Genomic DNA, 24,883 nt, shown 5'->3' on the forward strand with positions numbered 1-24,883 from the left:
AATGATATGCGCATGCTAGCGCTAGAAGTTAGCCGGTCCGCGCTGGACGAGGCCGTGATTGTTTCCGAGGAAGCGCCCGATCTGGCACCGGGTCAGGTCCTGATGGCGGTCGAGCAGTTGGCGCTTACCGCCAATACGATCACCTATGCCGATGTCGGAGAAACGTTCGGCTACTGGGACTTCTTTCCAGCGACTTTGGGCACACGCGGCCGCATCCCGGCTTGGGGCTTCATGCGCGTCGCGGCCTCGACGCTGCCCGATCTTCCGGTGGGACGGCGCTTCTACGGCTATGTGCCGATCGCAACGCATTTTGTCGCCGAGCCGAAGCAAATCGGCACCGAGGGATTTGTCGACGCCAGTCCCCACCGAACGCACTTCTCGCTGTTCTACAACTACTACAGCCAATGCCGCATGAGCGCCGGCGGCGACAACCAGGAGCCGCTGCAGGCGCTGCTGCAACCGCTGTTCATGACCGGCTTTCTGCTCGAGGATTATATCGACGAGAAGGAAGCTTGGGGGGGCAGCCAGCTCATCCTCTCAAGTGCATCTTCCAAGACTGCGCTGGCGGTAGCGCTGCGAGCCAAGGCGCGCGCATCGCTCAAGGTCGTGGGGCTCACTTCGCCTGCCAACCTGGCCTTTGCCGCTTCTTCGGGTGCCTACGACCAGCTTTTGACTTATGGGCAAGCAGGCGCCCTCGATCTCGAGCCGGCGGTGCTGGTCGATATGGCCGGCGATCCCGCCCTGGTGGCGAGGATCCATCGGCATCTCAACACGAAGTTGAAACAGAGCATCGCGGTCGGCGGCACGCATCGGGCCGGGGGTTCCAGTTCGGGCGCGGGGTTCGAGGGAGTCCAACCCAGTTTCTTCTTCGCCCCGGCCCAGAGCGAAAAGCGGAGCGCGGACTGGGGGCCGGGGGAAGTGGAACGGCGATTTGCCGCAGCATGGGCCGAGGATGTCGCCATGGCCGAAAAATGGCTTCGTGTTGTCCGCCACGACGGGCCGGACGCGGTGCTTGCGATCTATCGCCACATGTTGACCGGCAAGGCGGACCCTGCGGACGGCCATATTCTGAGCCTGGCTGCGAGCTCGGTCTCCTGAGCCCGGCCCATGAGTGACGCGGCAAGTCTTGCGACTATCATGGAGGTCAACGCGGCGTCGGGCTTCAACGGCTTCGCGGGGTTTGAGGTGCTTCATGCGGCAGATGGCCGTGCGGAGATCGGGGTGAAGGCCAGACCCGAACTTCTGCAATATGCAGGCCTGTTGCACGCCGGCGCGCTGGGCGCCTTGATCGACGTGTCATGCGGGTTTGCCGCGGCTACGCTCGCCGGCAGGATTGTCGTCGTGCAATATTCGGTGCGCTGTTACCGGCCGGCGAGCGGAGAGAGGTTCATCGCACGGGCCCATGTCGTAAAGGCTGGACGGCGACAGCTTTTCGTCGAGGCCGAGATCTTCGCGCTGAATGAAGGCGGCGAAGTCCTGGTCGCCGGGGGCGACGCGGTCCTGATGCCGCACTAGGCCGCCGAAATATGCTGGCCCAGCCGCGGGAAATTGACAGCGACCCTGCCACCTGTCGGCGTCTCTCTTGACACCGAAATCCTCGACGACGTCAGGCGCAGCAAGGCGCCTTCGACCGGATCGTCGAGCGATGTATCGGCCGTGCGGATGCGCACCTTTTGGCCGGCGGAAAATTCATTGCCAGGCGCAACATCTTCAGTGAGATCGGGAACGGCCGCATCGGCGATCGCCAAAGCCTCGTCCGCGCTGGCCTCCTCCGGATGCCCATGCCCGACTGCCGCAATGCGCCCGTACCAACGGGTCAGATACGGCAGCGCTTTTATCGCCCCGGCCGTGGAGGAATTCGGCACCCGCCCGAGGATAAACCAGAGATTGATGTAGAGCGCGAGGTCTCCATGGCCTGCAGCATCGCCGCCGATAAACTCGCGGCCATCGGACAGCAGCTGATCGATCCAGGTTGCGGTCGCCATCACCTGCGACGATTGATGCGGTACTGTGCTCCTGAACTGCGGAATATCGAGGCCGAAGCGCGCTTTTCGATCATCGATGAACGCCTCCGGCAAAGCGTTCGCGGGGAGATTGCCGAAAGTAACTCCGATATGCGCAATGAACTGCGCCGCGCCAGCCCAGCTTGCGATCATGCGATGCGCGCTGCCGAGGGGCAGGGGATAGAAGCTTGGCTGCGGCTCGAGCCGTTCAAGCGCATCGAGGATTGCCGCCGTGTCGCAATAGATGTCGGCTCCGATCTGGAGCACCGGCGTTCGAGCATAGCCGCCGGTCAGCGCGACGAGATCGGCCTTGGGCAGCACGTTCGGGATCAGCACCGATCGATATCGCATATCCTTGAAGCCGAGCGCTATGCGGCCAAGCTCGGCAAAGGGCGACGGCAGCGTATGGTGCAGCACGACCGTCACGCTATCGATCCGGCAATCACGCCCGCCCGCCGAGTTCGGCCGGGTGGGGCGTGATGAGATATTTTTCACCGGTGCGCCTCGCGACATACGCCGCAACCACGTCCGGATCGAGCGCTTGCTCGAGGGTAATCTCATGGCTGTAGCCGCTGGCGAAGGTCGTGGTCAGTTCGGATGCGACCCGAGCACGCATCTTCGCGACCAGGTCGCCAGTGGCGCTGGCGAGGAAATGAGTAAGCAACCAGCCGGCAACCGACCAGCGAAAGCCGTAATCGTGCGTCAGCTGGATGGGGGAGGTGTCCAGCCTGCCATAGATGTAGAGCTGCTTCAGCGTTTCCGATCCGTAGCGGCTGTATTCGGCCATCTTGCGCGAGGCATTCAATTCCATTGCGGAAAGAACCCGCCCCCCCAGCGACCCGCCGGCGATGGCGTCGAATATGATCGTCGAACCGGTCTCTGCGATCGCATCCGCAAGCTGGTCGCCGAAATCGGGATCGCTCGAATTGAGGGCGTATGTCGCGCCTTCGCGGCGCAGCAGGTCCGCCTGTTCCTTGCTTCGCACGATATTTACCAGGGGAATGCCGTCGGCAACGCACAAACGGTTCAGCATCAGGCCAAGGTTCGACGCCGCCGCTGTATGAACGATGGCACGATGACCTTCGCGCCGCGCGGTTTCGAGAAAGCCCATTGCCGTCATCGGATTCACGAAACTTGAGGCACCGTCCCGCACGTCCACATCATCCGGCAACGCCAGGCACGCCCCGGCGGGCAAGCAGCGATACCCGGCGTACATCGCACCCCCGACGACGGCGACCTTCTTCCCGAGAAGCGCCTGCGCCTCGGGGGCGCTGCCCGCCTCTATAACCCTGCCGCTTGCTTCATTGCCGACCGGCAGCGCATCGCCGATCCGCCCCTCCAGTGACGGAAGAGCTTCCGCCGCGACCTTCGCTCTGAGAGCCGGGAGGTCGCCTCGCACAAAGGCTTCGGCTTTGCCGGGGTCCGCGCTCTCGAACATCAGAAGCGTATCGGACGGATTGACCGGCGCGGCGAGTATCTTGACCAGCACCTCCGTGTCTGCGGGCGTCGGCATCGGCAGGCGGTCGAGAAATATCTCGAAATCCCCACTCGCCTGCAAAACCGAAAACATCGCCAGGTTCGAACCGGGGCTGACGGGCGCCATTTTCTCACTCCCCCAAAACATGATGAGATGCTTATATGAACATTATTTACTTATGCCAAGTGGGCTGATAGATCGGCCCTCGAAATCGCCCGAGGCAGGCGCGAAACAGGTGCGGACGTCCGGCGAGTGCCTGCGTGCACACTGGCTGGCGGAGGGCCCAGGGAGGGAGAGTGTCAATGGCGGTCCTGAGCCCGACGACGATCGACTTGCGCGGCTATGCGGCGGCGATTGGCCTTGAGTTGAGCGAGACGGAGATCGAAGAACTACGCGGTCTCATCGAGCCGACTATGGATCTGTACCGGGCACTCGACACATTCGATGACGAAATCCTGTCGCCGCAATATCCGCGGGGGCCGGCGAGCGTTCCGCCCGCCGAGCAGAATCCGCACAACGGCTGGTCCTTTCGGATCCGCGCCGAAGGCGCCGGCAGCGGCCTGCTGGGCGGACGCAGTGTCGCCTTGAAAGACAATATCTGCTTTGTTGGCGCGCCGGTGCTGAACGGGGCCGCGGCGGCGCTTGAATATCTACCGGAGAGTGACGCAACCGTGGCGACGCGTGTGCTCGCGCATGGCGCGACCATCACCGGCAAGGCGGTTTGCGAGTATATGTGTGCGTCCGGTGGCAGCCACACCAGCGCGTCCGGACCCGTGCGCAACCCGCACGATCCGGCCCATATGGCGGGCGGATCCTCTTCGGGCTGCGCGGTTCTCGTCGCAAGCGGCGCCGTCGACATGGCAATCGGTACCGACCAAGGCGGCTCTATCCGTGTTCCTGCAAGCTTTTGCGGGATTGTCGGTATGAAGCCCACGCACGGGCTTGTGCCCTATACCGGGATCATCGGCATCGACCCGACGCTGGACCATGCGGGTCCCATGACCCGATCGGTGACCGACAACGCCTTGTTGCTGCAAGCCCTCGCGGGCCCCGACGGGCTCGATCCGCGGCAGAATGCGCCTCGCACCGGCGATTATCTGTCCGACATCGAAGTGGGTGTCGCGGGACTGCGGATCGGGATCGTCCAGGAAGGCTTCGGCCTCACGATTTCCGACCCCGTTGTCGATGAGTCCGTACGCGCTGCTGCGGCGATCCTCGGCAAGCTTGGCGCCGCGGTTGAGGATGTTTCGATCCCGATACACGCGGCCGGAGCGCTTGTCTGGGTGCCCATTACCGCCGAAGGCGCGATCAGGACGCTTTTCCAGACCCACGGACTGAGTACCTTGCAGCGGGGCTTCTATCCGGTCGATCTGCTCGACCATCTCGCACGGTGGCGCGAGTCCGCGAACGACTGGCCCGTGAATGTGACGGCGGTCGCGCTCACGGCTTTGCACATGAACGAGAAATATAACGGTCGCTATTACGCCAGGGCGCAGAATCTGTTGCGCAAGGTCGCGGCCGCCTATGACGAGATGTTGTCGGTCTATGACGTGCTGGTGATGCCCACCACACCGATGACGGCACCGCCTTTGCCGCCGGCAGATGCGGACGCGGCTACCACTGTCAGACTGGCAAGCGAGCCGCTGACCAATACGGGCGTTTTCGATGCAACCGGACATCCTGCCCTGAGCGTGCCGTGCGGCTTTAGCGGCGCGCTCCCCATCGGTTTAATGATGATCGGGCGCCATTATGACGAGCCGACCTTGTACAGGGCAGCGCGGGCGCTCGAAAAGCAGCTGGCGCCCGATATGCGTCCTGCCTCACGGCAGTGAAAAACGGGGGGCTGCACAAAAGGCCAGACCCCGCGCCTCCGACCGCCCGGCAGCCTTCGCCGTCCCTTCGACATGGCCGCGGCCAACTGACGCGGCTGACGCGCGGCCGCTCTTGTCTCCTGGCAAGCCGATATCGTCGGCTGCTGCGGCCGAGGAGATGCCGGATCAGACCGGCAGTGCGGTGGTATATTTGGTCGTCGCCAAAGCGAAATGCGAGGACCCTCCGGCGACCGAGGGGTGCGCTAGTACCGTGTCCATCAGAAATTGGTTATAATCGGCCACATCCGCGACGACGACGCGAAGCAGATAGTCCCACTCGCCCGACATCGAGAAACATTCGACGATCTCTGGGCAGGATTGCACAAAGGCCTCAAAGCTCTGGCGGTCCTCGAGGCTGTGGCTCCTTACCCTGATGTTGCAAAGCACATTGACCCCGCGCCCGATGCTGGCGGGGTCGACCAGCCGGACATGTCCGGTCAGGACGCCCGCCTCCTCCAGCGCGCGCACGCGGCGCCAGCACGAGGCGCTCGAGGCCCCGACGCGCTCGCCAAGATCGGCATGGGTGAGCGACGCATCGCGCTGCAACGCTGCAAGGATTCTGCGGTCCACCGCGTCCAAGATATAATCCCGTGTCAAATTTATCGTGATCGTTGAAATTCTGTATCGTATATCGCTCTAATCGCCGCAATTTTGAAAAGCAATTGCCGAGGCACTCGGGCATTATGCCGGCCATGGCACAGCATAGTCTCATACGCCCCGAAGGCGCCGCATCCGATTGGACCATTCCGCAGAATTGGGCTGCCTACACGGCGGAAGACCATGCAACCTGGGACATACTCTTCGAGCGTCAGGCCGCGCTGCTGCCGGGCCGCGTGACCCCAGAGTTCATCGCTGGCCTCGATGTGCTCAGATTGTCCAAGCCCGGTATTCCCGATTTCGAAGAGTTGTCGGAGCGGCTGATGAAAGCCACGGGATGGCAGGTCGTGGCGGTTCCCGGCCTCGTGCCCGACGATATCTTTTTCGATCATCTTGCCAATCGGCGCTTTGTGTCCGGTAATTTCATCCGCCGCCGCGACCAGCTCGACTATCTTCAGGAACCCGATGTGTTCCATGACGTCTTCGGTCATGTGCCGCTGCTCGCGCATCCCGTGTTCGCAGACTATATGCAGGCCTATGGCGAAGGCGGGCAGCGCGCCGCACAGGCGGGCGTCATCGAAAAGCTTGCACGTCTCTACTGGTACACGGTCGAATTCGGACTGGTCCGTTCCGGCGACGAGCTGAAACTCTACGGGGCAGGTATCGTCTCCTCCTATACCGAGTCCCTCTTCGCGCTCGACGACCCGTCGCCGAACCGCATCGGCTTTGACCTGCGACGCCTGATGCGCACCAAGTACCGGATCGACGACTTTCAGCAGAATTATTTCGTGATCGACAGCTTCGAGGACCTGCTCGACCAGACGCTCAACACCGACTTCGGTCCGCTTTACGCCGAGCTAGAAGGGCAGGCGGATATCGAGATCGAAACGATCCTGCCCGGCGATCATGTCTTCACGCGCGGGACCCAGGCCTATGCAAGGGCGAAGGCAGCATGAGCGGCGCATCGCTTCTTACTGCCCTCGAACGCCAGCCAGCCGATGCGCTGCTCGCTGTGATAGGTTTGCATCGGGCCGATCCGCGGCCCGACAAGATCGACGTCGGGGTGGGTGTGTATCGCGACGCGTCGGGGGCGACCCCCGTCATGCGCGCGGTCAAACGGGCCGAGGCGCGCCTGCTCGCCGAGCAGCAGAGCAAATCCTATCTCGGTGCCGAGGGGGACCAGCGCTACACCGATCTCCTCGCCGAGATCGCGCTCGGTCCCGACCTTGCCGCCAGCGACCGCATCACCGGTGTGCAAACGCCGGGAGGGACGGGGGCGCTTCGGCTCGGGGCCGAGTTGCTCGCGCGCGCCCGGGCAGGGGCTGTCTGGGTCGGAACCCCGACCTGGCCCAATCACGAGCCGATCTTCCGCGAAGCCGGACTGACCGTGCGCCGCCACGCCTATTTCGACGCGTCGGCCGCCGGGATCGACGAGGCGGCGTTCTTCGGGAGCCTCGCGGCAGCCGCTCCGGGCGATGTCGTCCTGCTCCATGGATGCTGTCACAATCCGACGGGCACCGCCTTGTCGCCGGCGCAATGGCGGCGCCTTGCCGATATGGCGGTCGCGCGAGGCCTCACGCCCTTCGTCGATCTTGCCTATCAGGGGCTCGGCCAAGGTCTTGATGCCGACGCCGCGGGCGTCCGCCGGCTCCTCTCCGCCGTTCCCGAAGCGCTTGTCGCCTACAGCTGCGACAAGAATTTCGCGCTCTACCGCGACCGGGTCGGCGCGCTGTGGGTTCAGTCCGCCATGCCCCAAACGGCGGTGCCGGTGCGCGAGACGATGCTCGTGCTGGCGCGCAGCCTGTGGTCGATGCCGCCCGATCACGGCGCGGCGATCGTCCGCACCATTCTCGAAGATCCCGAACTGGCCGCCGAGTGGCGCGCCGAACTTGAAGAAATGTGCGCCCGGATCAACGGTCTCCGATCGCTCCTGGCCGCGGTCCATCCGGCGCTCGCGCCGATCGCGCGGCAACAGGGACTGTTCGCGCTCCTGCCGATAGACGGTGCAGCGGTCGAGGAATTGCGCGCGGAGCATGCGATCTACATGCCCGCGTCGGGCCGCATCAATATCGCGGGTCTCAATGCGGACAATGTTGGGCGCTTCGCGGCGGCGATCGCCTCCTGTCTGGGCGACACCGCCGCGGCCGTGACGCCGGGCGGAACATTGCTGCCCGCGTGATCCGGCCGATAGAGGACATATATGCGCGTGATTATCGCGGGCGCCGATGGAGCGCTCGGACAGGCTGTGCTCGACCGCTATCGCGGGGCGGGTGACCAAGTGGCGGCGCTCAGCCGCAGACCGGTGGAGGGCCGCGCAGACGAGGCGTTGATCCCTGCCGGTGATCTTGCCGACGAGAGACAGGCGGACGCGGCCGTCGGGCGTGCGGTGAGCCTCCTCGGCGGCGTCGATGCCTATGTCCATCTCATCGGGGCTTTCGCTTGGGAGCGGGTCGAAGATGGCACGGTTGCAAGCTGGCGGACGATGTTCGAGGCGAATGTCGGAACGGCCGTGTCCTGCGTCCGGGCGCTTCTGCCGCACATGGCGCGGGGGTCGATCGTGTTCATCGGCGCTCAGGCGGCGCAGCGTGCGGCCGCGGGCTTCGGCGCCTACGCGGCTTCGAAGTCCGGCGTCGCGCGCTTGACCGAGGCGCTTGCGGAAGAGACAGGCGCCGGGATTCGGGTCAATGCCGTGCTGCCGCTTATCATCGATACGCCGCGCAACCGTGCCGACATGCCCGACGCCGATCCGTCTCGTTGGACCTCGCCGGCCGCCATCGCCGATGCAATCCATTTTCTGACCACCGATGCCGCGCGCGCGATCAACGGCGCGCTGGTACCGGTGACCCATCCCGCCTGAAGGATATTTTATGTCACCGCTTTCGACGATCGAGCGCGAAACCGCGCTGCGCACCTTGTCCGGCTGGAGCTATGATCCACCGCGCCGTGCCTTCTACCGCCGTTTCTCCTTCCCGGATTTTGGAGCAGCTTTCGGTGCCATGACCCAGATCGCGATTCAGGCGGAGAAGGCGGACCATCATCCCGAGTGGACGAATGTCTATGATCGTCTGGAAATCTGGCTCACCACCCACGACGCGGGGGGCGTGACCCGCCGCGATGTCGATCTGGCGCGGCTCATCGACCGCATCACCTGAACGGCGGGCGTCGCGAGACCGGGGCCGCGCCCGGCGCTCGCTGTCAGGCGACAGTCTGATCGATGGCGCCGAAGATCGACTGGCCACGATCGTCCTCCATCCAGATCCGCACCGCGTCGCCCTGCACCAGGAAAGGCGTTTTCGGAGCGCCGTCGACAATCGTCTCGACGGTGCGGATTTCGGCGATGCAGCTGTAACCGAGCCCGCCGTCACGCACCGGGCGTCCAGGCCCGCCGTCGGCGTCGCGGTTGGACACTGTGCCCGATCCGATGACCGATCCCGCGCCGAGGCTGCGGGTCTTGGCAAGATGCGCGATCAGCGTGCCGAAATCGAACGTCATGTCGACATCAGCGCGCGCGCGCCCGAAGGGTTCGCCGTTGAGGTCGACGCTCAGCGTGCCGTGCAGCTTGCCGTCGCGCCACCGGTCGCCCAGCTCCTCGGGGGTGACGAGCACCGGGGATAGCGCCGAGGCGGGCTTCGACTGGACGAAACCAAATCCTTTCGCCAATTCGGCCGGGATCAGGTTGCGGAGCGACACGTCGTTGACGAGGCCGACCAGCCTGATCGCCGCGAGCGCATCCTCGCGGCTGGCGCCCTGCGGCACGTCGCCGGTCACGACGATGATCTCGGCTTCCATGTCGCATCCCCAGGACGGATCGGCGAGCGGAATGCTGTCATGCGGCGCGAGGAACCTGTCCGACCCGCCCTGATACATCAGCGGGTCGGTCCAGAAGCTCTGGGGCATTTCCGCGCCGCGCGCCTTACGGACCAGCTCGACATGGTTCACATAGGCCGAACCGTCGGCCCACTGGAAGGAGCGGGGCAGGGGGGCGTCGGCCTCGCCCGCGTCGAAACGGTGGCGTTCCGCTGTGCTATTGTCGAGGCCTTCGGCCAGTGCTTCAAGATCGCTCCGAACCGCCTCCCAGTCGTCCAGCGCCGCCTGCATAATCGGCGCGATATGCGACGCGTCGGCGTAAAAGCGGAGGTCACGCGATACGACGACGAGGCGGCCATCACGGCCGGACCTGAGTGAGGCGAGTTTCATATAATCGGATACCTTCCGGACGGAGAATGTTGAAGATAGCTAGCTCTGAAACCGAGTTTTCCGGACCTGCTCGAGATTGAGCTCCGCCGGTCGATTCCAATCCCTCCCCAAAGATACTAGTTTCATTTGAAACTAAATAGGCCGGCGTTTCATGTCAAATGAAAGCGGCCGTTCGCGGTCCTTAAAATGGGGGTCGCACTCAGGGATTTGGGGCAGCTGATCAAGAATTTGCGGTAGCTCACCTGCCGCCGCTGGCCGACCACCGAGCGGTGATGGATGAGATGAAACTGCCGCACCCCATCTCTCATACTCGTTCGTTGCGCCGCGCCGCCACGCCTCCTTTGTGCAGCGCTACTTTCAAATCACCTCCAAAGTGCGACGCTACCGCCGTCTGCGTTCACTGGCGAACAGTGTCGTATTCTCGTAAACGGCCGCAAAGCGCCCGATGTCGGACATAGCGGCGATGGCCGACCAGTGCTCGAAAGCGGACGTTGGATTCCTGCTATCTGGTAGAGCCTGGCAGACGAAGTCGGCTTTTTAGACCTCGCTGCAAAAAAGCAGCAGGACCGCAACCGGCCATAAGCGACGATTTCCCGAAAAAGAACGCCCGCCCGATCAAAATCGGACGGGCGTAAGATGAAGAGCCGTGTTTCCTGAAAGGAGAGCCCTCCTGGGTCGCGCGGCGCAATTAGCCTCGCTGGTAGACCTGATATTGTACCGCGACGCCAAAAAGAGCAGCGCTGACACCTCAGGGCTTGGCCGCAACCGGAAGGCGGAATGGTGCGCCGAGCCTGTTGAAGGCGTTCATCGCCGCAATCGCGATCGTCAGGTCCACGAGGTCTTTCGGTTCGAAGGCTTCGGCGGCCGCTGCATAGGCCTCGTCGGAAGCATGGGTCTCGCTGACGCGCGTGACTTCCTCTGCCCAAGCCAGTGCTGCGCGATACTGGTCGGGGAAGAGATGCGGGACTTCATGCCACACCGGAAGGAGCGCGACCTTGTCGATCGACATGGTCTTGAGCAGGTCCCGGGTATGCAGATCGATGCAGTGCGCGCATCCGTTGATCTGGGAGACCCGGAGGAAGATGAGGTGGATCAGTTCCTCAGGGAGGGCTGTGCTGTTGGTGACATAATGGTGCACACCGTACAGCGCCTTCGCTCCGGCGGGAGCAACTTCGGACCAATTCAACCGGTTCATCTGATCTTCCTTTCTTCCTAAGCCAAAATCGGCGTCACCATGTCTGACGAGCGGGATCCCTCCGCTGTGACATCCCACGCAAATAAAAATGCCGGTTCGACCGGATGTTGGCGAAAGGGATCGGAAGAAAGGTCCGAGATTGATCTAGCGCAGTGTACCGATCAGGTCGCGCCAGGAAACGAGGGGCCACGGCATTGTCGTACCGCTACAGAATGTCCGCTTATCCGGAATCGGAGTTGAAAGCCGCCTGACCCCAATTGATGACGTGGACGGCTCTCCAACTCCCCGCGGTATGATCCGCAGGATGAGCTGGAAGGAGAGCTACGATGGAGAAGATTGCAACAGTCGGGTTGGATATCGCGAAGTCGGTGTTTCAGGTCAACGGTGTTGATGCCGCAGGCGAGGTTCTGGTGCGCAAGCGCCTGAGCCGGGCGCGGGTAATTCCGTTCTTCGCGAAGCTACCGCGATGTCTGGTCGGCATCGAGGCCTGCAGTACATCGCATCATTGGGCCCGGGAGTTGATCGCGCTGGAGCATGATGTTCGGTTGATGCCGGCGCAATATGTGAAGCCCTATGTGAAGCGCGGCAAGAATGACGCTGCCGATGCCGAGGCGATCTGCGAGGCGGTGATGCGGCCGACGATGCGGTTCGTGACGGTGAAGACTCCGGAGCAGCAGAGCGTGATGATGCTTCACCGGGTCCGACTGATGCTCAACCGCCAGCGCACTCAGCTGTCGAACGCGACGCGGGCCCATATGTCGGAGTTTGGGATCGTGGCGCCGGTGGGGCGCATTGGGCTCGAGCGCCTGCTGGCGATAGTCGCCGACAAAGATGACGAGAGGATTCCACCCGATGCCCGGCTCTGCCTGGAGACGCTCGGGGCGCAGCTCGCCATCGTGAAGGAACAGATCCTCGAGAACGACCGGCGCATCCGTGCGAGTGCGCGCGACACAGAAGTCGGGCGGCGGTTGATGGAGATTCCCGGCATCGGCCCGCTGCTTGCCAGCGCCTTTGTTGCCAGCGTCGCCGATCCGCGTCTGTTCAAGACAGGCCGCGACCTCGCCGCGTGGATAGGCTTGGTCCCGCGGCAGAACTCCAGCGGAGGGAAGGAGCGGCTCGGCGGCATATCGCGTGCGGGCAACCAGTATCTGCGTCAGATGCTCGTCGTCGGTTCGATGGCCGTCATCCGCCATGCCGAGCGGCACGGTACCAAACGGCCGTGGCTCATCGAACTGATGAAGCGTCGCGCGAAGAAAGTTGCAGCTGTGGCGCTAGCTAACAAAACCGCCCGCATGGTCTGGGCGCTGATGACGAGCGGAGAGCACTACCGCGAACCGCAGGTCGCGCACGCATAGGAGATCAGGCGCCGATCATGGCGTCGCCGAGGTTGGGAAGGGCAGACAGGAGCTGATGCACAAAGCCGGTTGAAACCGCCGGATCAGGAAAACCCATTTTGGCCGGTGCACCTCGAGTGCGTCCAATTGGTCGGGACCCGATCCGCGCGAAAGGCATCATGGCCAGCGGCGCATGACAAGGCCGCATCACAGGCCGGACACATGGCTGCACCAACCGGCAAACTGCATCGTTCTAGAAACCGCTTGCCAACGGAGGGCCGTCCACACACGGCCAAACCTCACGCGCCACGTGCAAACAGAATTTCGGCTTGCCGCCTCAGGTAAAGCTGCGCAATATCTTGGCAATCCATGGGGGTCGCAAAATCTTGCCCATTGGAGAGCTTCCATGAAAATTCCCAGTTTCATTGCGTGCGGCCTTCTGCCCCATATTGCTTTGCCCTCCGCGGAGGTACGCCCATGACCACCAGTCGTCGAAAATTTCTGGGTGCAACAACGGCTATTCTAGGGGCCTCGGTGGCAAGCCGGTCAGCATCGGCTGAACTGGCCACGGCGCCACTGCGCAAGATCGCGACCGAGGAAGCATTTGCCACGCCCGAGCTCGCAAAGGCATGGCTGGAGATTGCCCGGTCAGAGCCCAACTCCAGCCTGAATATTCCCACCGGTATCCTCTCGATTTTCGACAATCCGCGTCCCGGATCGAACCAGGACCGGTTTCGCCGCCAGCTGCTCGATGTGGACGCCGAGCGCATCCGCGACATGGACGAGGCCGGCGTCGACATGCAGCTTCTATCGGTGACGATACCAGGCGTGCAGATCTTCGAGCCAGGCCGGGCGAGCGAGCTTGCAGCGACAATCAATGACTATCTCGCCGCCGCCATCGCGCGGCACCCGACCCGCTTTGCCGGCCTTGCCTGCTTTGCACCGCACGATCCGGTTAGAGCGACGCGGGAAATGGAGCGCGCAGTGAATGCGCTGGGCCTGAAGGGCTTTATCGTCAATTCACACACCCACGATCTTTATCTGGACGATCCGCGCTTTGCCCCGATCCTTGAGGCGGCGCAGGCGCTCGATCGTCCGATCTATCTTCACCCACGCGCACCCTCGAACGGCATGGCCGCCCCGTTTCGGGACTACAGCATGGGGGGATCGATCTGGGGCTTCGGTGTCGAAGCGGGGACGCATGCGGTACGGATGATCCTCGGCGGGGTCTTCGATCGTTATCCGCGGCTGCGCATCGTCCTTGGGCATATGGGGGAAGCACTGCCGTTCTGGATGTGGCGCCTCGACCATATGGCGGCGCGCCGCGCCAAGGATGGCCGGATGAAGCCCCTGTCGCTGGCACCCAGCGATTATTTCCGGCGCAACTTCGCAGTGACGACGAGCGGCTTCGAGTCTCCTGATGTGCTGGATCTCGTCATCAAGGTTGCCGGCATCGAGAATATCATGTGGGCGATCGACTATCCCTATGAAAGTTCGCGCGATGCGGTGACCTTCATCGAAGGCGCCGACCTGACAGCCGATCAGCGCGCCAGCATTTTTCACCGTAATGCGGAGCGGCATTTTCGCCTGTCTTGAGAGGCTTCTCCGCGAGCCTTGATTTGGCAGGAACGGCTCGCCAATGTCTGCGGATATTCGGGATAGATTCTCACAATGCAAACGAGGGGGCTTGGATGCATCGGTTTTTTTGGGGGATGTTGCTGTCGATCGCCGTCATGACCCCTGCCAGCGCGGAATATGGCTGGTGCACGATACAGAAGGACGGGTCTTACGACACATATCTTTCAGCGGTCGTCGACATCGGCGACGGATCGAATGTCCATCAGGAAGTGCTGACGCGCCAGTTTGGCCGCGCCTTTCAGGGCTATGTTGCACAGTTCGAGACAATCGTTCGCGAGCCCGACTGCCATTCCTCCAAACGGTTGAGCGATGCCGAAGAAGGCAACAGGCGCTATTCGATGAGCGTCGGACAAGTCATTCGGACCAACTGGCGGGGAGCATGGCCCGCGCCTGGCGCATCTTCTGGTCCAGCCGCAGCTTCGGGTAGCCAACTTACCGTCTCCTCACCGCCAGCACCCGCGGCTCCGGAGTGGAGCGAGGCGCAGCAGCAACAACAGCGTCAGGCGGCCGCGGAGCTAGCCCGCAACATCGCCGCCAGCGCCAAGGCGAGGGCGGAATCGGAGGCGGCGCTCACGGCGTTTCTAGACGCCATGCGCAAGCGGGGGCGCGCGCAATGAAACATCATCTGAAGCTCTTCGTACTGGCAATCGCGATCGCAATGATCGGCGGTCCCGCGATGGCGCAGATCGAAAGCGCACAGCCTTTGCCGGTTGGCCAGCCGCTCACGCTTGCGGCTGGTGAGCGCAATGCAGTGCGCTATTTCTATTTCGCCGGCGTGCCCGGGGAAACGCGAAGCATCGACGTCAGTCTCGCCGGGAAAGTCATCATCGAAGTCTATGACGCCGCTGGAACGCTTTTGATGGTGCGGAGCGCGAGCGCTGGACGGTCATTCGACTTCATACCCTCCTACGCCGAAACCTATGTCATCGCCGTCATCCGACCGGGCGCGCCGATTGAAGCGGTGCTGCGGACGTCCGTCGTGGCGCCGACCCTTCAGCAATCGATCATGGCCATAGGCGTGGGCTATGAGTTCGCAACCGAGCATGGTGTCTCCCGATCGTGCTGGAGCGAGCAAGGCGCCGAGGTCACACACACAGGCACGCTTCGTAAGGGCGACGGTTTCACGATGCGTATCAGGCTCGGCGCGGATCGATTGTCGCAAACCAATGAGACGCTTGTCGGCGCCATCGCTTCGCGCAGCACGGTCCGTAGATGGCTGGAGGGTGCCAACCGCGTCAGCGAAGTCGACACGAACGGCTCGGTCAGCGTTTCCAAACAGATAAACGATCCAGCCAGCTTCCGCTGGCTGCCCGGCGTCGCACGCAAGTGGTATCGCTACACTTGTCCAAGCTAGAGGGAGGCGGATACTCGCGACGCTGCAGGCGGCTTTTGGACGATCCACTTCGTCACCGAGAACCCCTTCGATAATTTCCGCTATCTTAAATCCACGGCTAGAAGCCGCCAATCCTTGGTCGACCAATCTTACTCAGCAAGATGTACTGGAAGCCGACCGGTGATCCTGTACCGGCCGTACTCTGCGGCAGGTGTGAAATCGACGTGACAGCAATTGCTCGGCGCGGCAAAGTGCAAGCCTGATTTCCCTCGCTCGGAGGCTCAATTGGCGACCGTTGCACATCCGCGGCCCGGCTACGGGCGAGACGACCGGTTCTTCCTCTCCATGGCGCTCGTCATGGCAGCCATCATAGTCGCGGGATTTTCCATGCAGCTGGCGATGGGGCGCTCAAGCTTCTCGGCTCCGCCGCTCGTTCATTTTCATGCCGTCATATTCTTCGGCTGGGTCGTGATTTATGTAACGCAGAGCGCGCTCGTGACGCGCGGATCGATGCTGCTTCACCGTCGGTTAGGCTGGCTCGCCGCAGCCTGGGCCACGACGATGGTCGGCGTCGGTATCTTCACCACCATAACCATGGCGCGTCAGGGGACCGTCCCCTTCTTTTTTAAGCCGGCCTATTTTCTCGTCATGAATTCGATTACGATGCTCTGCTTCGGCGGGCTTGTCGCAACTGCAATCACGTTGCGCAAGCAGACCGAGTGGCACCGGCGCCTTCTGTTTTGCGCCATGGCCTTTCTTACCGGACCAGCGTTTGGCCGCCTGTTGCCGATGCCGCTCCTCATCCCGTTTGCCGAATGGGCCGTGTTTGCGGCCCTGATGGTCCTGCCGTTCGCCGGCATGGTCGCCGATCTCCGACGCCGGGGATCGGTGCACGCCGCTTGGTGGTGGGGTGTCGCCGCTATGACAGCATCGCAGCTGGCGATGACGTTGATCGCGCACAGTCCGCTCGGCCTCGCCATTTATGACGAAGTGACGCGCGGGTCTCCAGGAGCTGCGGCGCCGCCGTATGAATTCGCGCCTCCGCCCGAAAACCCTTTGATTACGGGGCGCGGGTAGCCGGTTAAGCCTGCCAAGCGTCGCGCGGTTTCTTATTTGTCTGGCGGTGCGCGAGCAAATGGACCTAGCGCAACTCTGGAAGCTGGACGGCGGCCGGGACCAGCGACCGCCGCCCTACTTGATGCCGCATGTGTGTGGGGCACATGGGGGTGCGGCACGGGGAGATTGTGGTGCGAGATGGTTAAACAAACCTTAATTTTCAGGCAAATTGAGACGAGGTGAATGCGGTGGAGGGTCTCACCGCGACTGTTCCTGTCGAGCCAAGCGTTCAGCCGAAATGGTCGCGTGCCCGGGATCGGTCGGTTGACGTGATCGCGGAACGGCGATCGCCGATGTCCGCTCCTCGATTTTCGGCTTCAAAAGCCGCCGGTCCCATGGCGTCCATTTCGGCAAAGTTTTGTCGAAGCTTAAAGACACCGCCCGCCGCGCTACGAATATGGTGAAATTTCCCACGGCCGCTATATCGGCGCTCCAGCTCGGGATCGTCCCTGCTGACCAATGGAGATACCTATGAACCATGCCGAATTGTCGGATAATGTTGCAGCATCGCTTGGCCTGAGCAAGGCCGATGCCAAGAAGGCGGTGGACGCTGTTTTTGCGGCGATTACCGATGCCGCCGTCAAGGGGGACGAAGTTTCGGTCAACGGATTTGGAAAGTTCAAGGTCAAGGCAACGCCCGCGCGCGAAGGCCGCAACCCTTCAACCGGCGAAACGATCCAGATCAAGGCGGCGAAAAAGCTGACCTTCGGTCCGGCCAAGGCTGTCAAGGATCGCCTGAACGGATAAATTGAAATGACGTCCCGTCGGCCTTCGCCGACGGGGCCCATCTCTCAATCGAGACCGACCGGCGAGCGGAGTTCGAGGTCGGCCTCTTCGTCGTCAGCCTTTTCTGCCGCATCCGTTTGCTCGGGAGGCACCCCTATCTCGCTTGCCTCGGAAACATTCTCCTGCGCTTCGATCTTTTCGCCGCATCCCGCGATCGATACGAGCACCGGCGCCAGCAACAGAAATCTTGTTTGCATCGCCACCTCCGCGTCTGCGGCGCGATCGTCGGCATATGCCGGAACCGCCGCACGGTGGGAGAATCCGCGGAGGGCTTTTTGGTTCCCGCGTCAGAGTCCCCAGCCTAACGTGGCTTTGCCTCGTTCGCCAACCGATGACTGGCCGAAATATCACATCGGCAACAAGGGGGATCGGAACGCCTGGCTTTGGCGGGGTCTGCTTTGTCAGATTATACCATTGAAGCCGCCTGTCACCGGTCGGCCATCAGATGAAGGATGTTTTGCCGCTCGGCGGTTTAGCCACCCGGCTGCGCCGTTCCTGCGACCATCGGCGAGGGACGCCTGTCCGATCGGAACTGGAAGACGAAAAAGGGCAGAATGCAGACCCCGCGCTGGTCGCCGGCGCCCTTGGTGCGGTCGAGCCGTCAAAGATCGGGCGGCGCGCTGGCGGGCGAGGAAATTCTCGTGGCCGTTAGCCGCCGTGTAGCCGAGGGGTTCAGGCGGATGAAATCGTCGCGGCACGGGTGGCGCGGTTGCAGGCGCGCAGCCCGGCATAGGAGGTCCGCTCGGTAAAGCACTGCTCGAGCGACTTGGTGCCAGCCGTGACTTTCGCTATGCAAGCCGCCCGAAAGGCGCCGATCGATCCGCGAAACCAGGCGTCGAAAATTCTCCCGCGCTGTTCGCGGCTACCGGCCTCTTCGACATCGTGAAGGGCGAGGGCGGGCGCAGCTTCGTTGCCGACAAGGGCAATAAGGATCGCAGCCGCGCGCCTCGGTCCCAGCTGAAATCGGAGCATAGCAGTTGAATGTTATGGCGTTGGCACTGGGGCCGTCTATGCTCCCGCCATGCCGATAGATCTTTCTGTCCGCCACCGTCAGCCGAGCGCCCAACCCCTGGTAAATGCCTCTACAGCGTACTCAATGTCGGCGGCAACCTGCGCTTCGCGATCCGGTATCGGCAAATTCATGATTGCGAACTGATAGGTTCCCGCCTGGCAGAGCGCTGCGAATTGCTGCGCCGCAACCGCAGGATCGCCTTGGCGGAGCCGACCTTGGTGCATCGCGCGCGCGAAATAGTCTGCAAGGCGCGCCTTTCCGCGGCGTGGCCCACGCTCATAGAAGAGCTCCGCGAGATGCGGAAAACGGCGTGCTTCGCCGATGACGAGCCGGTGAAGATTGAGAATGGGTTCCGACAAAAGCGTTGCCATTAAGACCGCGCCAAATCGGGCGAGGAACGGGCGGAGCTCCTCGTCATCGGGAAGATCGACGGATAGCGCTTCGCCACGCGTTTCGATAATGTCGTCGATGACGGCCGCAAAAAGCGCCTCCTTAGAGGGGAAATAGCTCCAGAGTGTCGTTTTGGAGCCGCCGACCTTGCTGGCAATCGACGTCATCGTCGTGCTGCCATAGCCGTTGGCGAAAAAAGCCTCGGTCGCTGCAATGATGATCTGTCGCCGACGCTTCGCTCCGTGGGCGCCGTCGCCGTCCTGAAACGCTCTTGTTATCAATCGATCACCGACCATGGGACTGGTTCCATTCTTCTCCCTGACCATGCAATGAGACGGCCAAGTGCGGACCTGCCAGACCATAAGGCGCAGTGTCATTTCTACAAGCTCGCGTCAGGCTCCATGAACCTTGCTCAATCGCACCCTCGAGGGCGCGAATGGCCAAACTCTTCCGTTGCGGCCATTCGCGTCGCAGGATCCATGCTCTTTGCCCGGCGGCCAAATGGTTCGGCCCGCCTCGGCGGAGAATCCGGTCGATCGACTTACGACGGGCGGCAATCGGCGGATCTGCGAGATGATCGACGATATGTGCCGCTTGCGCATGGCCTCCGCTGGGCCGGAAGCAGGGTCAAGGGCATTTGTTCCAGCCGGGGCCGTGCACCGCGCGGCCCGGCGTCGCACCGCTATGCTCGCCGTCCTTCAGGACCGCGACGCCGTTCACATAGACGTCGCGCATCCCGACGGAATATTGATGCGGATCCTCGAACGTCGAGCGATCGACAACCTTGGCCGGGTCGAAGACAACGACATCGGCATAATAGCCGGGCTTCAGCGCGCCGCGCTGGGCGATGCCGAGGTTGGTCGCTGGCAGGGTGGTGAGACGGTAGACCGCTTCCTCGAGCGGGATGAGCTTCTCGTCGCGCACATAACGGCCGAGCAGCCGCGCGAAATTGCCATAGGTGCGCGGATGGGCTCCCGATTTCAGAAACACGCCTTCGGGGGATTGCGACGGGGCGTCCGACCCGAAGCTCATCCACGGCAATTTCACCTGCTGCCTCAGATTATCCTCCGACATCAGGAAATAGACGGTGCTGACCCGCGACCCGTCCTCGATCACGAGATCCATCGCGGTTTCCTCGGGCGACTTGCCGCGCATGGCCGCAACCTCGGCGAGCGTCTTGCCGGTCAGCGGCTTGAGCTTCTCGCTCTTGAAGGCGCTGAGGATCATCTTGTCGGCGCCCGCGCCGAGATAGAGATTTTCCCAGTCGCTGCCGGGCTTGCGCATTTCCGCCGCGACACGTGCGCGCATCGCCGGGTCCTTCAGCCGCTCGATCCACGCTTCGAGCCCGCCCGATTGGACCCAGGTCGGCATCGAGGCGTCGAGTCCGGTCGAGCCGGCTGTATAGAGGTACATATCGGTTGTGATGCGGAGCCCTTCGGCGCGCGCCGCCTCGATCTTTTTCACGACCGCGTCGAGCTTCCCCCAATTGCCTCGGCCGGCCATCTTGAGGTGGTAGATTTCGGCGGGCGCGCCCGAGCGCCGCGCGATCTCGATGAGTTCGTCGACCGCTTCCTCGAGACGGTCGCCTTCCGAACGCATATGGCTGATATACATGCCGCCGCATTTGCCTGCCTCGCGCGTCAGGGCAACAAGCTCATCGGTTTCGGCGTAGGAGCCCGGCGCATAGATGAGCGAGCTGCCGACGCCCAGCGCGCCCTCGTTCATTGCCTGCCGGACGAGCGCTTTCATGCGCTCGAGCTGTTCGGGGTTCGGATCGACATCTTCTTCGCCAAGCTCGTGGATCCGCACCGTGGCCGCGCCAACGAAACTGGCGACATTGGTGGATGTCCCCCGCTTTTCGAGATAGAAAAGATAGTCGCCGAGGCTGGTCCACTCGATCGGATAGCGGATGTCGCTCTGGCGGTCGGCCTCATGGCGCTTCATGTCAGCGTTCCACGGACCCATCGACGAGCCTTCGCCCATCACCTCGAGCGTTACACCCTGCCTTATGTCGCTCTCGCTGCGCGGATCAGCAATGAGCGACTCGGTCGCCCAGCTCAGCATGTTGATGAATCCCGGTGCGACCGCCATGCCGCGTGCCTGCACGACGGTCTTCGCCTTGCCTTCGACCGTCCCGACGGCGACGATGCGATCCCCGGTGATAGCGACATCGCCTTTGCGAGGCCGGGCTCCCGAACCGTCGTAGATCGTCCCGCCGCGGATGATCAGGTCATATTGCGGCCCGCTGTTCTTCGCGGCGACAGGCGCCGAAAGCAGCATCGAGCTGCACAGAAGCATCAGGGAAGGGGCGAAAGTGCGGTGCAATGCCATAGGTCTCTCCACGGATAAAAGGCAGGATTGGGCAGCTCGTCAAATTGGGCATCATGTCATCATCGGTGCGGGGGCTGGCCCGCACCGATGATGACATCCCGCGTCGGCGCCGGGTCCCTTCATCTCCCGATTGCGGAAAGCGCGAAATCCAGCGCTCCGCCTCCGACGCTCTGACTAAATCGGGTGAGCCGATGACAACAGGCGCGTGCGATCGAGGTCGCGCGTGCGGGTACCGGATCATCATGGTGGACGACGGGACTCCTCCACCAGACGCTGCTTTCCACATTGACAAGTTTCCAATCGGGGCCATTATATCAAATATTGAATAAAAATATTCTATTTTTGACAAAAATTGTTTGTCGTTGATAATGCATCGCGAAGGTCGCCGCAAGGGGCAGTGGACGCGCCGGAAAGAGGGGGAGATTATGCGTCTGATCCGCAAGACCCTGATCATGCTTGCCGCGCTCGCCGCGGCACCTCTCGCCGCGCAAGGCCCGGTCCCGAGCCCGGCCCCGGCGGGGGCGGCGGGCGAGCGCGCGTCGGCTGCGGTGATGCCCGTGCGGGCGGCGCCCCTCGATCGCGCTGATCTCGAGGCTTTTATGGACGGCTTCCTCCCTTATGCGCTCGAGCAGGCCCGGATCCCCGGCGCGGTCGTTGTGGTGGTCCACAAGGGCAGGGTACTTCTTGAAAAGGGCTATGGATTTTCCGACGTTGCCCGCCGGAGGCCGGTGCGGCCCGACAGCACGCTGTTCCGTCCAGGATCGGTGTCGAAGCTGTTCACCTGGACCGCGGTGATGCAGCAGGTCGAGGCAGGCCGGATCGACCTCGACCAGGACGTGAACCGCTACCTCGATTTCAGGATTCCGCCCTTCGAGGGCAAGCCGGTCACGATGCGCCAGATCATGACCCACACCGCGGGATTCGAGGAAGCGCTGCGCTATCTGGTCAGCAACGATCCCGCGGCAGCCATGCCGCTGCGCAAGCTGATGCCGCTGGCGCTCCCCGAACGCGTCTCCGCGCCGGGAACCACGCCGGCCTATTCGAACTATGCGACAGCGCTCGCGGGCTACATCGTCGAGCGCACCAGTGGCGAGGATTTCGCCGCTTATGTCGACAAGCATATCTTCAAGCCGCTCGGCATGGCCCATTCGACCTTCGTGCAGCCGCTTCCGGAGAAGCTCGTGCCGCTGATGTCGGGGGGCTATCCGGATATCACGCAAAGGGTGCGGCCGTTCGAAATCGTGATCCCCGCGCCGGCGGGCGCCCTTTCGTCGACTGGCGCCGACATGGGTAAGTTCATGATCGCCCATCTGGACGGCGGTGCCGGGCTGCTCCGGCCCGACACCGCGCGCCGCATGCATGACTATCGCGCGCCCGGCGTGGGCCCGCTCAACCGCATGGCGCTCGGCTTCTACGAGCAGCAGGTCAATGGTCACCGCGCGATTGCCCATGGCGGCGACACTGCGTGGTTCCATTCCTATCTCTGGCTGTTCCCCGATGCCGATGTCGGCGTCTTCCTGTCGATGAACAGTCCCGGGGTGGACGGCGCCGCAGGCCCGATCCGCAACGCGCTGTTCCACAAATTCGCGGACCGCTATCTGCCGGGGCCAGCGCCGACAACGCGGGTCTCGCCGCACACCGCCAAGGCGCATGCCGAGATGATGACCGGCCACTATATCGCGAGCCGCGGGTCGTTCACGAATTTCATGAGCCTGCTCGGGCTTCTCGGCCAGACGCGCATCGGCCTGACCGACGACGGCAAATTGAGCGTTCCTGCGCTCGACCGCCTCAGCGCGGGCGCGAGAGACTGGGTCGAAGTCGAACCCTTTGTGTGGCGCGACGCGGGCACCGGCGAGCGTCTGGCCGCCGAGGTCGAGGCTGGCAAGGTCCGGCGCTGGAGCCTCGACGCCGCATCGCCGTTCCTGGTGTTCGAGCCCGCGCCGACGGGAATGAATGCGGCGTGGGTGCTGCCGGCCCTGATCGCCGCGCTCGGCATCGCGGCGCTCGCCGCCCTTGCATGGCCGACCCGCGGGCTGGTCCGCCGCAGCTTCGGGGCCGCTTTCCCTCTCGAGGGCAGGGCGCGGCTCGCCTACCGGCTGTCACGCGCCTCTGCCTGGCTCGTGCTCGCCTCGGCCGCCGGCTGGCTTGCCCTGATCGCCGCCTTCTCGGACGACGTCGGCAGCATCGGCGGACCGCTCGACTGGCTCATCCAGCTCTTGCGTGTGCTGACGCCGGTCGCCGCCTTCGGGCTGCTCGCCTCGGCGACATGGCATCTCGAGCACAGCGTCCGGGCCAAACGCAAGTGGACGATGATCTTCAGCGCCTTTCTCCTCCTGCTCGCCGGGGTGGTGATCGCCCGGGTGACTCTTGTCTATCATCTCTACGGCCTTGGAATGGATTATTGATGTCGGCCCTGACCACGAAAAATCTGGCGCTTCACCTCAAGGTCGAACGCTTTCCCTATCTTCAACCCTTTCAGATCTCGGGGCATGTTTTCACCGAAACCGCGGTGCTCGTCGCAAAATTGTCCGACGGCGAGCATGTCGGATGCGGCGAGGGCGCCGGGGTCTATTTTCTCGGGGACGATATCGGCCACATGATTGCGCAGGCCTCGAGCGTGCGCGAAGCGATCGAGGCGGGGGCGTCGCGCGAGCAGCTCCAGGCCTTGCTGCCGCCGGGCGGCGCGCGCAATGCGCTCGATTGTGCGTTCTGGGATCTGGAAGCGAAGCAGAAGGGACGGCGGGTCTGGGAACTTGCAGGGCTCGACCAGCCGAAGGCGCTGCGCTCGACGCTGACGCTCGGCGCCAGCAGCGCGGAGAAAATGGCGAAAGCGGCTCTGGCGATCGATCCCCAGGCACCGGTGAAGGTGAAGCTGACGGGCGACCTCGCAGAAGATATCGCGCGGATCGTTGCGATCCGGACGGTGCGGCCCGATGCCTGGATCGGCGTCGATGCGAACCAGGGCTATAATGCCGGGACGCTCGCGCAATTGCTCCCGGTGCTTGTTCAGGCAGGCGTGGCCCAGCTGGAACAGCCGCTGCCGCGTGGACGCGAGGCCGATCTCGACGGGATCAAACGCCCGCTGCCCTTCGTGGCGGACGAAAGCGCGGTCTCGCTCAAGGACACGGCCTCGCTGGTCGGACGCTTCGACGCCGTGAATATCAAGCTCGACAAGTGCGGCGGGCTGACCGAGGGGCTCGCAATCGCGCGCGAGGCCCGCAAGCTCGGACTGGATGTGATGGTCGGAAATATGATGGGGACGAGCCTTTCGATGGCGCCCTCTTATCTGGTGGGGCAGCTTTGCGACATCGTCGACCTCGACGGACCGACCTTCCTGCTGCGCGATCGGAGCCCGGGGGTCGAATATCGCGAGGGCATGATCCACTGCCCGGACGAAATTTGGGGGTAATGAAAAAAATCTTCCACATATTCGTTGCAAGTTTCAAAATTAGAAAATAATAATGGCTGAAGTTGAAAACCGGGGTGAGAGGATCCGCGGGCGGGCGTGAACGCGCAAGGATCCCGCCAACGTCGGCACGGCGACCGTGCCTGCGTCCTTCGGCACCCCATGAGATCGGGCCATTGACAGCCGGCAGGAGACGA

General features: G+C 63.0%; 23 protein-coding genes. 15 read left to right on the forward strand and 8 right to left on the reverse strand.

The annotated features are described in order from the left end of the window. Positions 1 to 6: 6 nt before the first annotated feature. Both ASD67_RS17370 and ASD67_RS17375 read left to right on the forward strand, forming a co-directional pair. Entirely contained in the window at positions 7 to 1,098 is a 1,092-nt protein-coding gene (locus tag ASD67_RS17370; protein WP_056349985.1) for a DUF2855 family protein, read from the forward strand. 39 nt (positions 1,099 to 1,137) lie between these two features. Then, positions 1,138 to 1,515, forward strand: coding sequence for a PaaI family thioesterase (locus ASD67_RS17375; protein WP_200938057.1), 378 nt, complete (start codon positions 1,138 to 1,140; stop codon positions 1,513 to 1,515). On the opposite strand, the gene ASD67_RS17380 is transcribed toward ASD67_RS17375, so the two are convergent. Together ASD67_RS17380 and ASD67_RS17385 are read right to left on the reverse strand one after the other, a co-directional pair. Beyond that, positions 1,512 to 2,429, reverse strand: a complete 918-nt coding sequence (locus tag ASD67_RS17380) for a glutathione S-transferase family protein (RefSeq protein ID WP_056349990.1) — start codon at positions 2,427 to 2,429, stop codon at positions 1,512 to 1,514. The two genes, ASD67_RS17375 and ASD67_RS17380, sit on opposite strands and share 4 nt — an antisense overlap. Positions 2,430 to 2,445: 16 nt before the next feature. Then, positions 2,446 to 3,606 (reverse strand): zinc-binding dehydrogenase, encoded by a 1,161-nt coding sequence (locus tag ASD67_RS17385; protein WP_056349992.1) that lies wholly within the window; start codon positions 3,604 to 3,606, stop codon positions 2,446 to 2,448. 176 nt (positions 3,607 to 3,782) lie between these two features. Between ASD67_RS17385 and ASD67_RS17390 the strand changes: the two genes are divergently transcribed. After that, a complete protein-coding gene (locus tag ASD67_RS17390; protein ID WP_056349994.1) occupies positions 3,783 to 5,312 on the forward strand; it encodes an amidase in 1,530 nt (509 codons plus the stop codon). A 165-nt stretch (positions 5,313 to 5,477) separates the two neighbouring features. Here the strand turns inward: ASD67_RS17390 and ASD67_RS17395 are convergent, their stop codons facing one another. After that, positions 5,478 to 5,930: an Lrp/AsnC family transcriptional regulator gene (locus tag ASD67_RS17395; RefSeq protein ID WP_235535716.1), complete on the reverse strand. Its 453-nt coding sequence runs from the start codon at positions 5,928 to 5,930 to the stop codon at positions 5,478 to 5,480. Between the two features lie 113 nt (positions 5,931 to 6,043). On the opposite strand from ASD67_RS17395, the gene phhA reads away from it, so the two are divergent. Genes phhA through ASD67_RS17415 form a run of 4 tightly spaced genes read left to right on the forward strand, consistent with a single transcriptional unit; the run spans position 6,044 to position 9,100 of the window. Then, on the forward strand, positions 6,044 to 6,904 hold the full coding sequence (gene phhA / locus ASD67_RS17400) for a phenylalanine 4-monooxygenase (RefSeq protein WP_056349998.1): 861 nt from the start codon (positions 6,044 to 6,046) through the stop codon (positions 6,902 to 6,904). Next, a complete protein-coding gene (locus tag ASD67_RS17405; RefSeq protein WP_056349999.1) occupies positions 6,901 to 8,127 on the forward strand; it encodes an amino acid aminotransferase in 1,227 nt (408 codons plus the stop codon). The genes phhA and ASD67_RS17405 overlap by 4 nt, the downstream gene beginning before the upstream one ends. 21 nt (positions 8,128 to 8,148) lie before the next feature. Further along, on the forward strand, positions 8,149 to 8,805 hold the full coding sequence (locus tag ASD67_RS17410; protein ID WP_056350000.1) for an SDR family oxidoreductase: 657 nt from the start codon (positions 8,149 to 8,151) through the stop codon (positions 8,803 to 8,805). A gap of 10 nt (positions 8,806 to 8,815) precedes the next feature. Continuing rightward, the gene (locus tag ASD67_RS17415; RefSeq protein WP_056350002.1) at positions 8,816 to 9,100 is read left to right on the forward strand and encodes a 4a-hydroxytetrahydrobiopterin dehydratase; all 285 of its coding nucleotides are present in this window, start codon (positions 8,816 to 8,818) and stop codon (positions 9,098 to 9,100) included. Positions 9,101 to 9,143: 43 nt separating this feature from the next. Here ASD67_RS17415 and ASD67_RS17420 read toward each other — a convergent pair whose 3' ends face one another. Beyond that, entirely contained in the window at positions 9,144 to 10,145 is a 1,002-nt protein-coding gene (locus ASD67_RS17420) for a fumarylacetoacetate hydrolase family protein (RefSeq protein WP_056350004.1), read from the reverse strand. A gap of 748 nt (positions 10,146 to 10,893) precedes the next feature. After that, positions 10,894 to 11,340, reverse strand: coding sequence for a carboxymuconolactone decarboxylase family protein (locus tag ASD67_RS17425; RefSeq protein WP_056350005.1), 447 nt, complete (start codon positions 11,338 to 11,340; stop codon positions 10,894 to 10,896). A 326-nt stretch (positions 11,341 to 11,666) separates the two neighbouring features. On the opposite strand from ASD67_RS17425, the gene ASD67_RS17430 reads away from it, so the two are divergent. The 6 genes from ASD67_RS17430 to ASD67_RS17455 all read left to right on the forward strand — a co-directional run bounded on the left by ASD67_RS17430 (position 11,667) and on the right by ASD67_RS17455 (position 17,508). Next, positions 11,667 to 12,695, forward strand: a complete 1,029-nt coding sequence (locus ASD67_RS17430; protein ID WP_056350008.1) for an IS110 family transposase — start codon at positions 11,667 to 11,669, stop codon at positions 12,693 to 12,695. A gap of 456 nt (positions 12,696 to 13,151) precedes the next feature. Beyond that, the gene (locus tag ASD67_RS17435; protein ID WP_156377762.1) at positions 13,152 to 14,270 is read left to right on the forward strand and encodes an amidohydrolase family protein; all 1,119 of its coding nucleotides are present in this window, start codon (positions 13,152 to 13,154) and stop codon (positions 14,268 to 14,270) included. Between the two features lie 95 nt (positions 14,271 to 14,365). Then, positions 14,366 to 14,929 (forward strand): hypothetical protein, encoded by a 564-nt coding sequence (locus tag ASD67_RS17440; RefSeq protein WP_056350011.1) that lies wholly within the window; start codon positions 14,366 to 14,368, stop codon positions 14,927 to 14,929. Then, on the forward strand, positions 14,926 to 15,666 hold the full coding sequence (locus ASD67_RS17445; RefSeq protein ID WP_056350013.1) for a hypothetical protein: 741 nt from the start codon (positions 14,926 to 14,928) through the stop codon (positions 15,664 to 15,666). Before ASD67_RS17440 ends, ASD67_RS17445 begins: the two co-directional genes overlap by 4 nt. A 264-nt stretch (positions 15,667 to 15,930) precedes the next feature. Beyond that, positions 15,931 to 16,722 carry a hypothetical protein gene (locus ASD67_RS17450; protein WP_235535717.1) on the forward strand — a complete coding sequence of 264 codons (792 nt, stop codon included), beginning with the start codon at positions 15,931 to 15,933 and terminating at the stop codon, positions 16,720 to 16,722. 510 nt (positions 16,723 to 17,232) lie between these two features. After that, entirely contained in the window at positions 17,233 to 17,508 is a 276-nt protein-coding gene (locus ASD67_RS17455) for an HU family DNA-binding protein (RefSeq protein ID WP_056350015.1), read from the forward strand. Positions 17,509 to 17,552: 44 nt separating this feature from the next. On the opposite strand, the gene ASD67_RS23160 is transcribed toward ASD67_RS17455, so the two are convergent. The 3 genes from ASD67_RS23160 to ASD67_RS17470 form a co-directional block, all read right to left on the reverse strand. Continuing rightward, positions 17,553 to 17,744, reverse strand: coding sequence for a hypothetical protein (locus tag ASD67_RS23160; RefSeq protein ID WP_156377763.1), 192 nt, complete (start codon positions 17,742 to 17,744; stop codon positions 17,553 to 17,555). Between the two features lie 853 nt (positions 17,745 to 18,597). After that, complete coding sequence (locus ASD67_RS17465; RefSeq protein WP_082545147.1) at positions 18,598 to 19,245, reverse strand: TetR/AcrR family transcriptional regulator; 648 nt, start codon at positions 19,243 to 19,245, stop codon at positions 18,598 to 18,600. 331 nt (positions 19,246 to 19,576) lie between these two features. After that, on the reverse strand, positions 19,577 to 21,247 hold the full coding sequence (locus tag ASD67_RS17470; protein WP_235535718.1) for an N-acyl-D-amino-acid deacylase family protein: 1,671 nt from the start codon (positions 21,245 to 21,247) through the stop codon (positions 19,577 to 19,579). Positions 21,248 to 21,705: 458 nt separating this feature from the next. Between ASD67_RS17470 and ASD67_RS17475 the strand changes: the two genes are divergently transcribed. Beyond that, on the forward strand, positions 21,706 to 23,685 hold the full coding sequence (locus ASD67_RS17475) for a serine hydrolase domain-containing protein (protein ID WP_056350021.1): 1,980 nt from the start codon (positions 21,706 to 21,708) through the stop codon (positions 23,683 to 23,685). Continuing rightward, positions 23,685 to 24,689 (forward strand): dipeptide epimerase, encoded by a 1,005-nt coding sequence (locus tag ASD67_RS17480; protein ID WP_056350024.1) that lies wholly within the window; start codon positions 23,685 to 23,687, stop codon positions 24,687 to 24,689. Before ASD67_RS17475 ends, ASD67_RS17480 begins: the two co-directional genes overlap by 1 nt. Positions 24,690 to 24,883: the final 194 nt, after the last annotated feature.

The sequence above is a fragment of the Sphingopyxis sp. Root1497 genome (assembly GCF_001427085.1).
In the GTDB taxonomy this organism is placed as follows: Bacteria; Pseudomonadota; Alphaproteobacteria; order Sphingomonadales; family Sphingomonadaceae; genus Sphingopyxis.

Coding starts and splice junctions, on each gene's coding strand:
- ASD67_RS17370 (WP_056349985.1), top strand. CDS start 7: ATGCGCATGCTAGCGCTAGAAGTTAGCCGGTCCGCGCTGGACGAGGCC.
- ASD67_RS17375 (WP_200938057.1), top strand. CDS start 1,138: ATGGAGGTCAACGCGGCGTCGGGCTTCAACGGCTTCGCGGGGTTTGAG.
- ASD67_RS17385 (WP_056349992.1), bottom strand. CDS start 3,606: ATGGCGCCCGTCAGCCCCGGTTCGAACCTGGCGATGTTTTCGGTTTTG.
- ASD67_RS17390 (WP_056349994.1), top strand. CDS start 3,783: ATGGCGGTCCTGAGCCCGACGACGATCGACTTGCGCGGCTATGCGGCG.
- phhA (WP_056349998.1), top strand. CDS start 6,044: ATGGCACAGCATAGTCTCATACGCCCCGAAGGCGCCGCATCCGATTGG.
- ASD67_RS17405 (WP_056349999.1), top strand. CDS start 6,901: ATGAGCGGCGCATCGCTTCTTACTGCCCTCGAACGCCAGCCAGCCGAT.
- ASD67_RS17410 (WP_056350000.1), top strand. CDS start 8,149: ATGCGCGTGATTATCGCGGGCGCCGATGGAGCGCTCGGACAGGCTGTG.
- ASD67_RS17415 (WP_056350002.1), top strand. CDS start 8,816: ATGTCACCGCTTTCGACGATCGAGCGCGAAACCGCGCTGCGCACCTTG.
- ASD67_RS17420 (WP_056350004.1), bottom strand. CDS start 10,145: ATGAAACTCGCCTCACTCAGGTCCGGCCGTGATGGCCGCCTCGTCGTC.
- ASD67_RS17425 (WP_056350005.1), bottom strand. CDS start 11,340: ATGAACCGGTTGAATTGGTCCGAAGTTGCTCCCGCCGGAGCGAAGGCG.
- ASD67_RS17430 (WP_056350008.1), top strand. CDS start 11,667: ATGGAGAAGATTGCAACAGTCGGGTTGGATATCGCGAAGTCGGTGTTT.
- ASD67_RS17435 (WP_156377762.1), top strand. CDS start 13,152: ATGACCACCAGTCGTCGAAAATTTCTGGGTGCAACAACGGCTATTCTA.
- ASD67_RS17440 (WP_056350011.1), top strand. CDS start 14,366: ATGCATCGGTTTTTTTGGGGGATGTTGCTGTCGATCGCCGTCATGACC.
- ASD67_RS17445 (WP_056350013.1), top strand. CDS start 14,926: ATGAAACATCATCTGAAGCTCTTCGTACTGGCAATCGCGATCGCAATG.
- ASD67_RS17455 (WP_056350015.1), top strand. CDS start 17,233: ATGAACCATGCCGAATTGTCGGATAATGTTGCAGCATCGCTTGGCCTG.
- ASD67_RS23160 (WP_156377763.1), bottom strand. CDS start 17,744: ATGCAAACAAGATTTCTGTTGCTGGCGCCGGTGCTCGTATCGATCGCG.
- ASD67_RS17465 (WP_082545147.1), bottom strand. CDS start 19,245: ATGGTCGGTGATCGATTGATAACAAGAGCGTTTCAGGACGGCGACGGC.
- ASD67_RS17470 (WP_235535718.1), bottom strand. CDS start 21,247: ATGCTTCTGTGCAGCTCGATGCTGCTTTCGGCGCCTGTCGCCGCGAAG.
- ASD67_RS17475 (WP_056350021.1), top strand. CDS start 21,706: ATGCGTCTGATCCGCAAGACCCTGATCATGCTTGCCGCGCTCGCCGCG.
- ASD67_RS17480 (WP_056350024.1), top strand. CDS start 23,685: ATGTCGGCCCTGACCACGAAAAATCTGGCGCTTCACCTCAAGGTCGAA.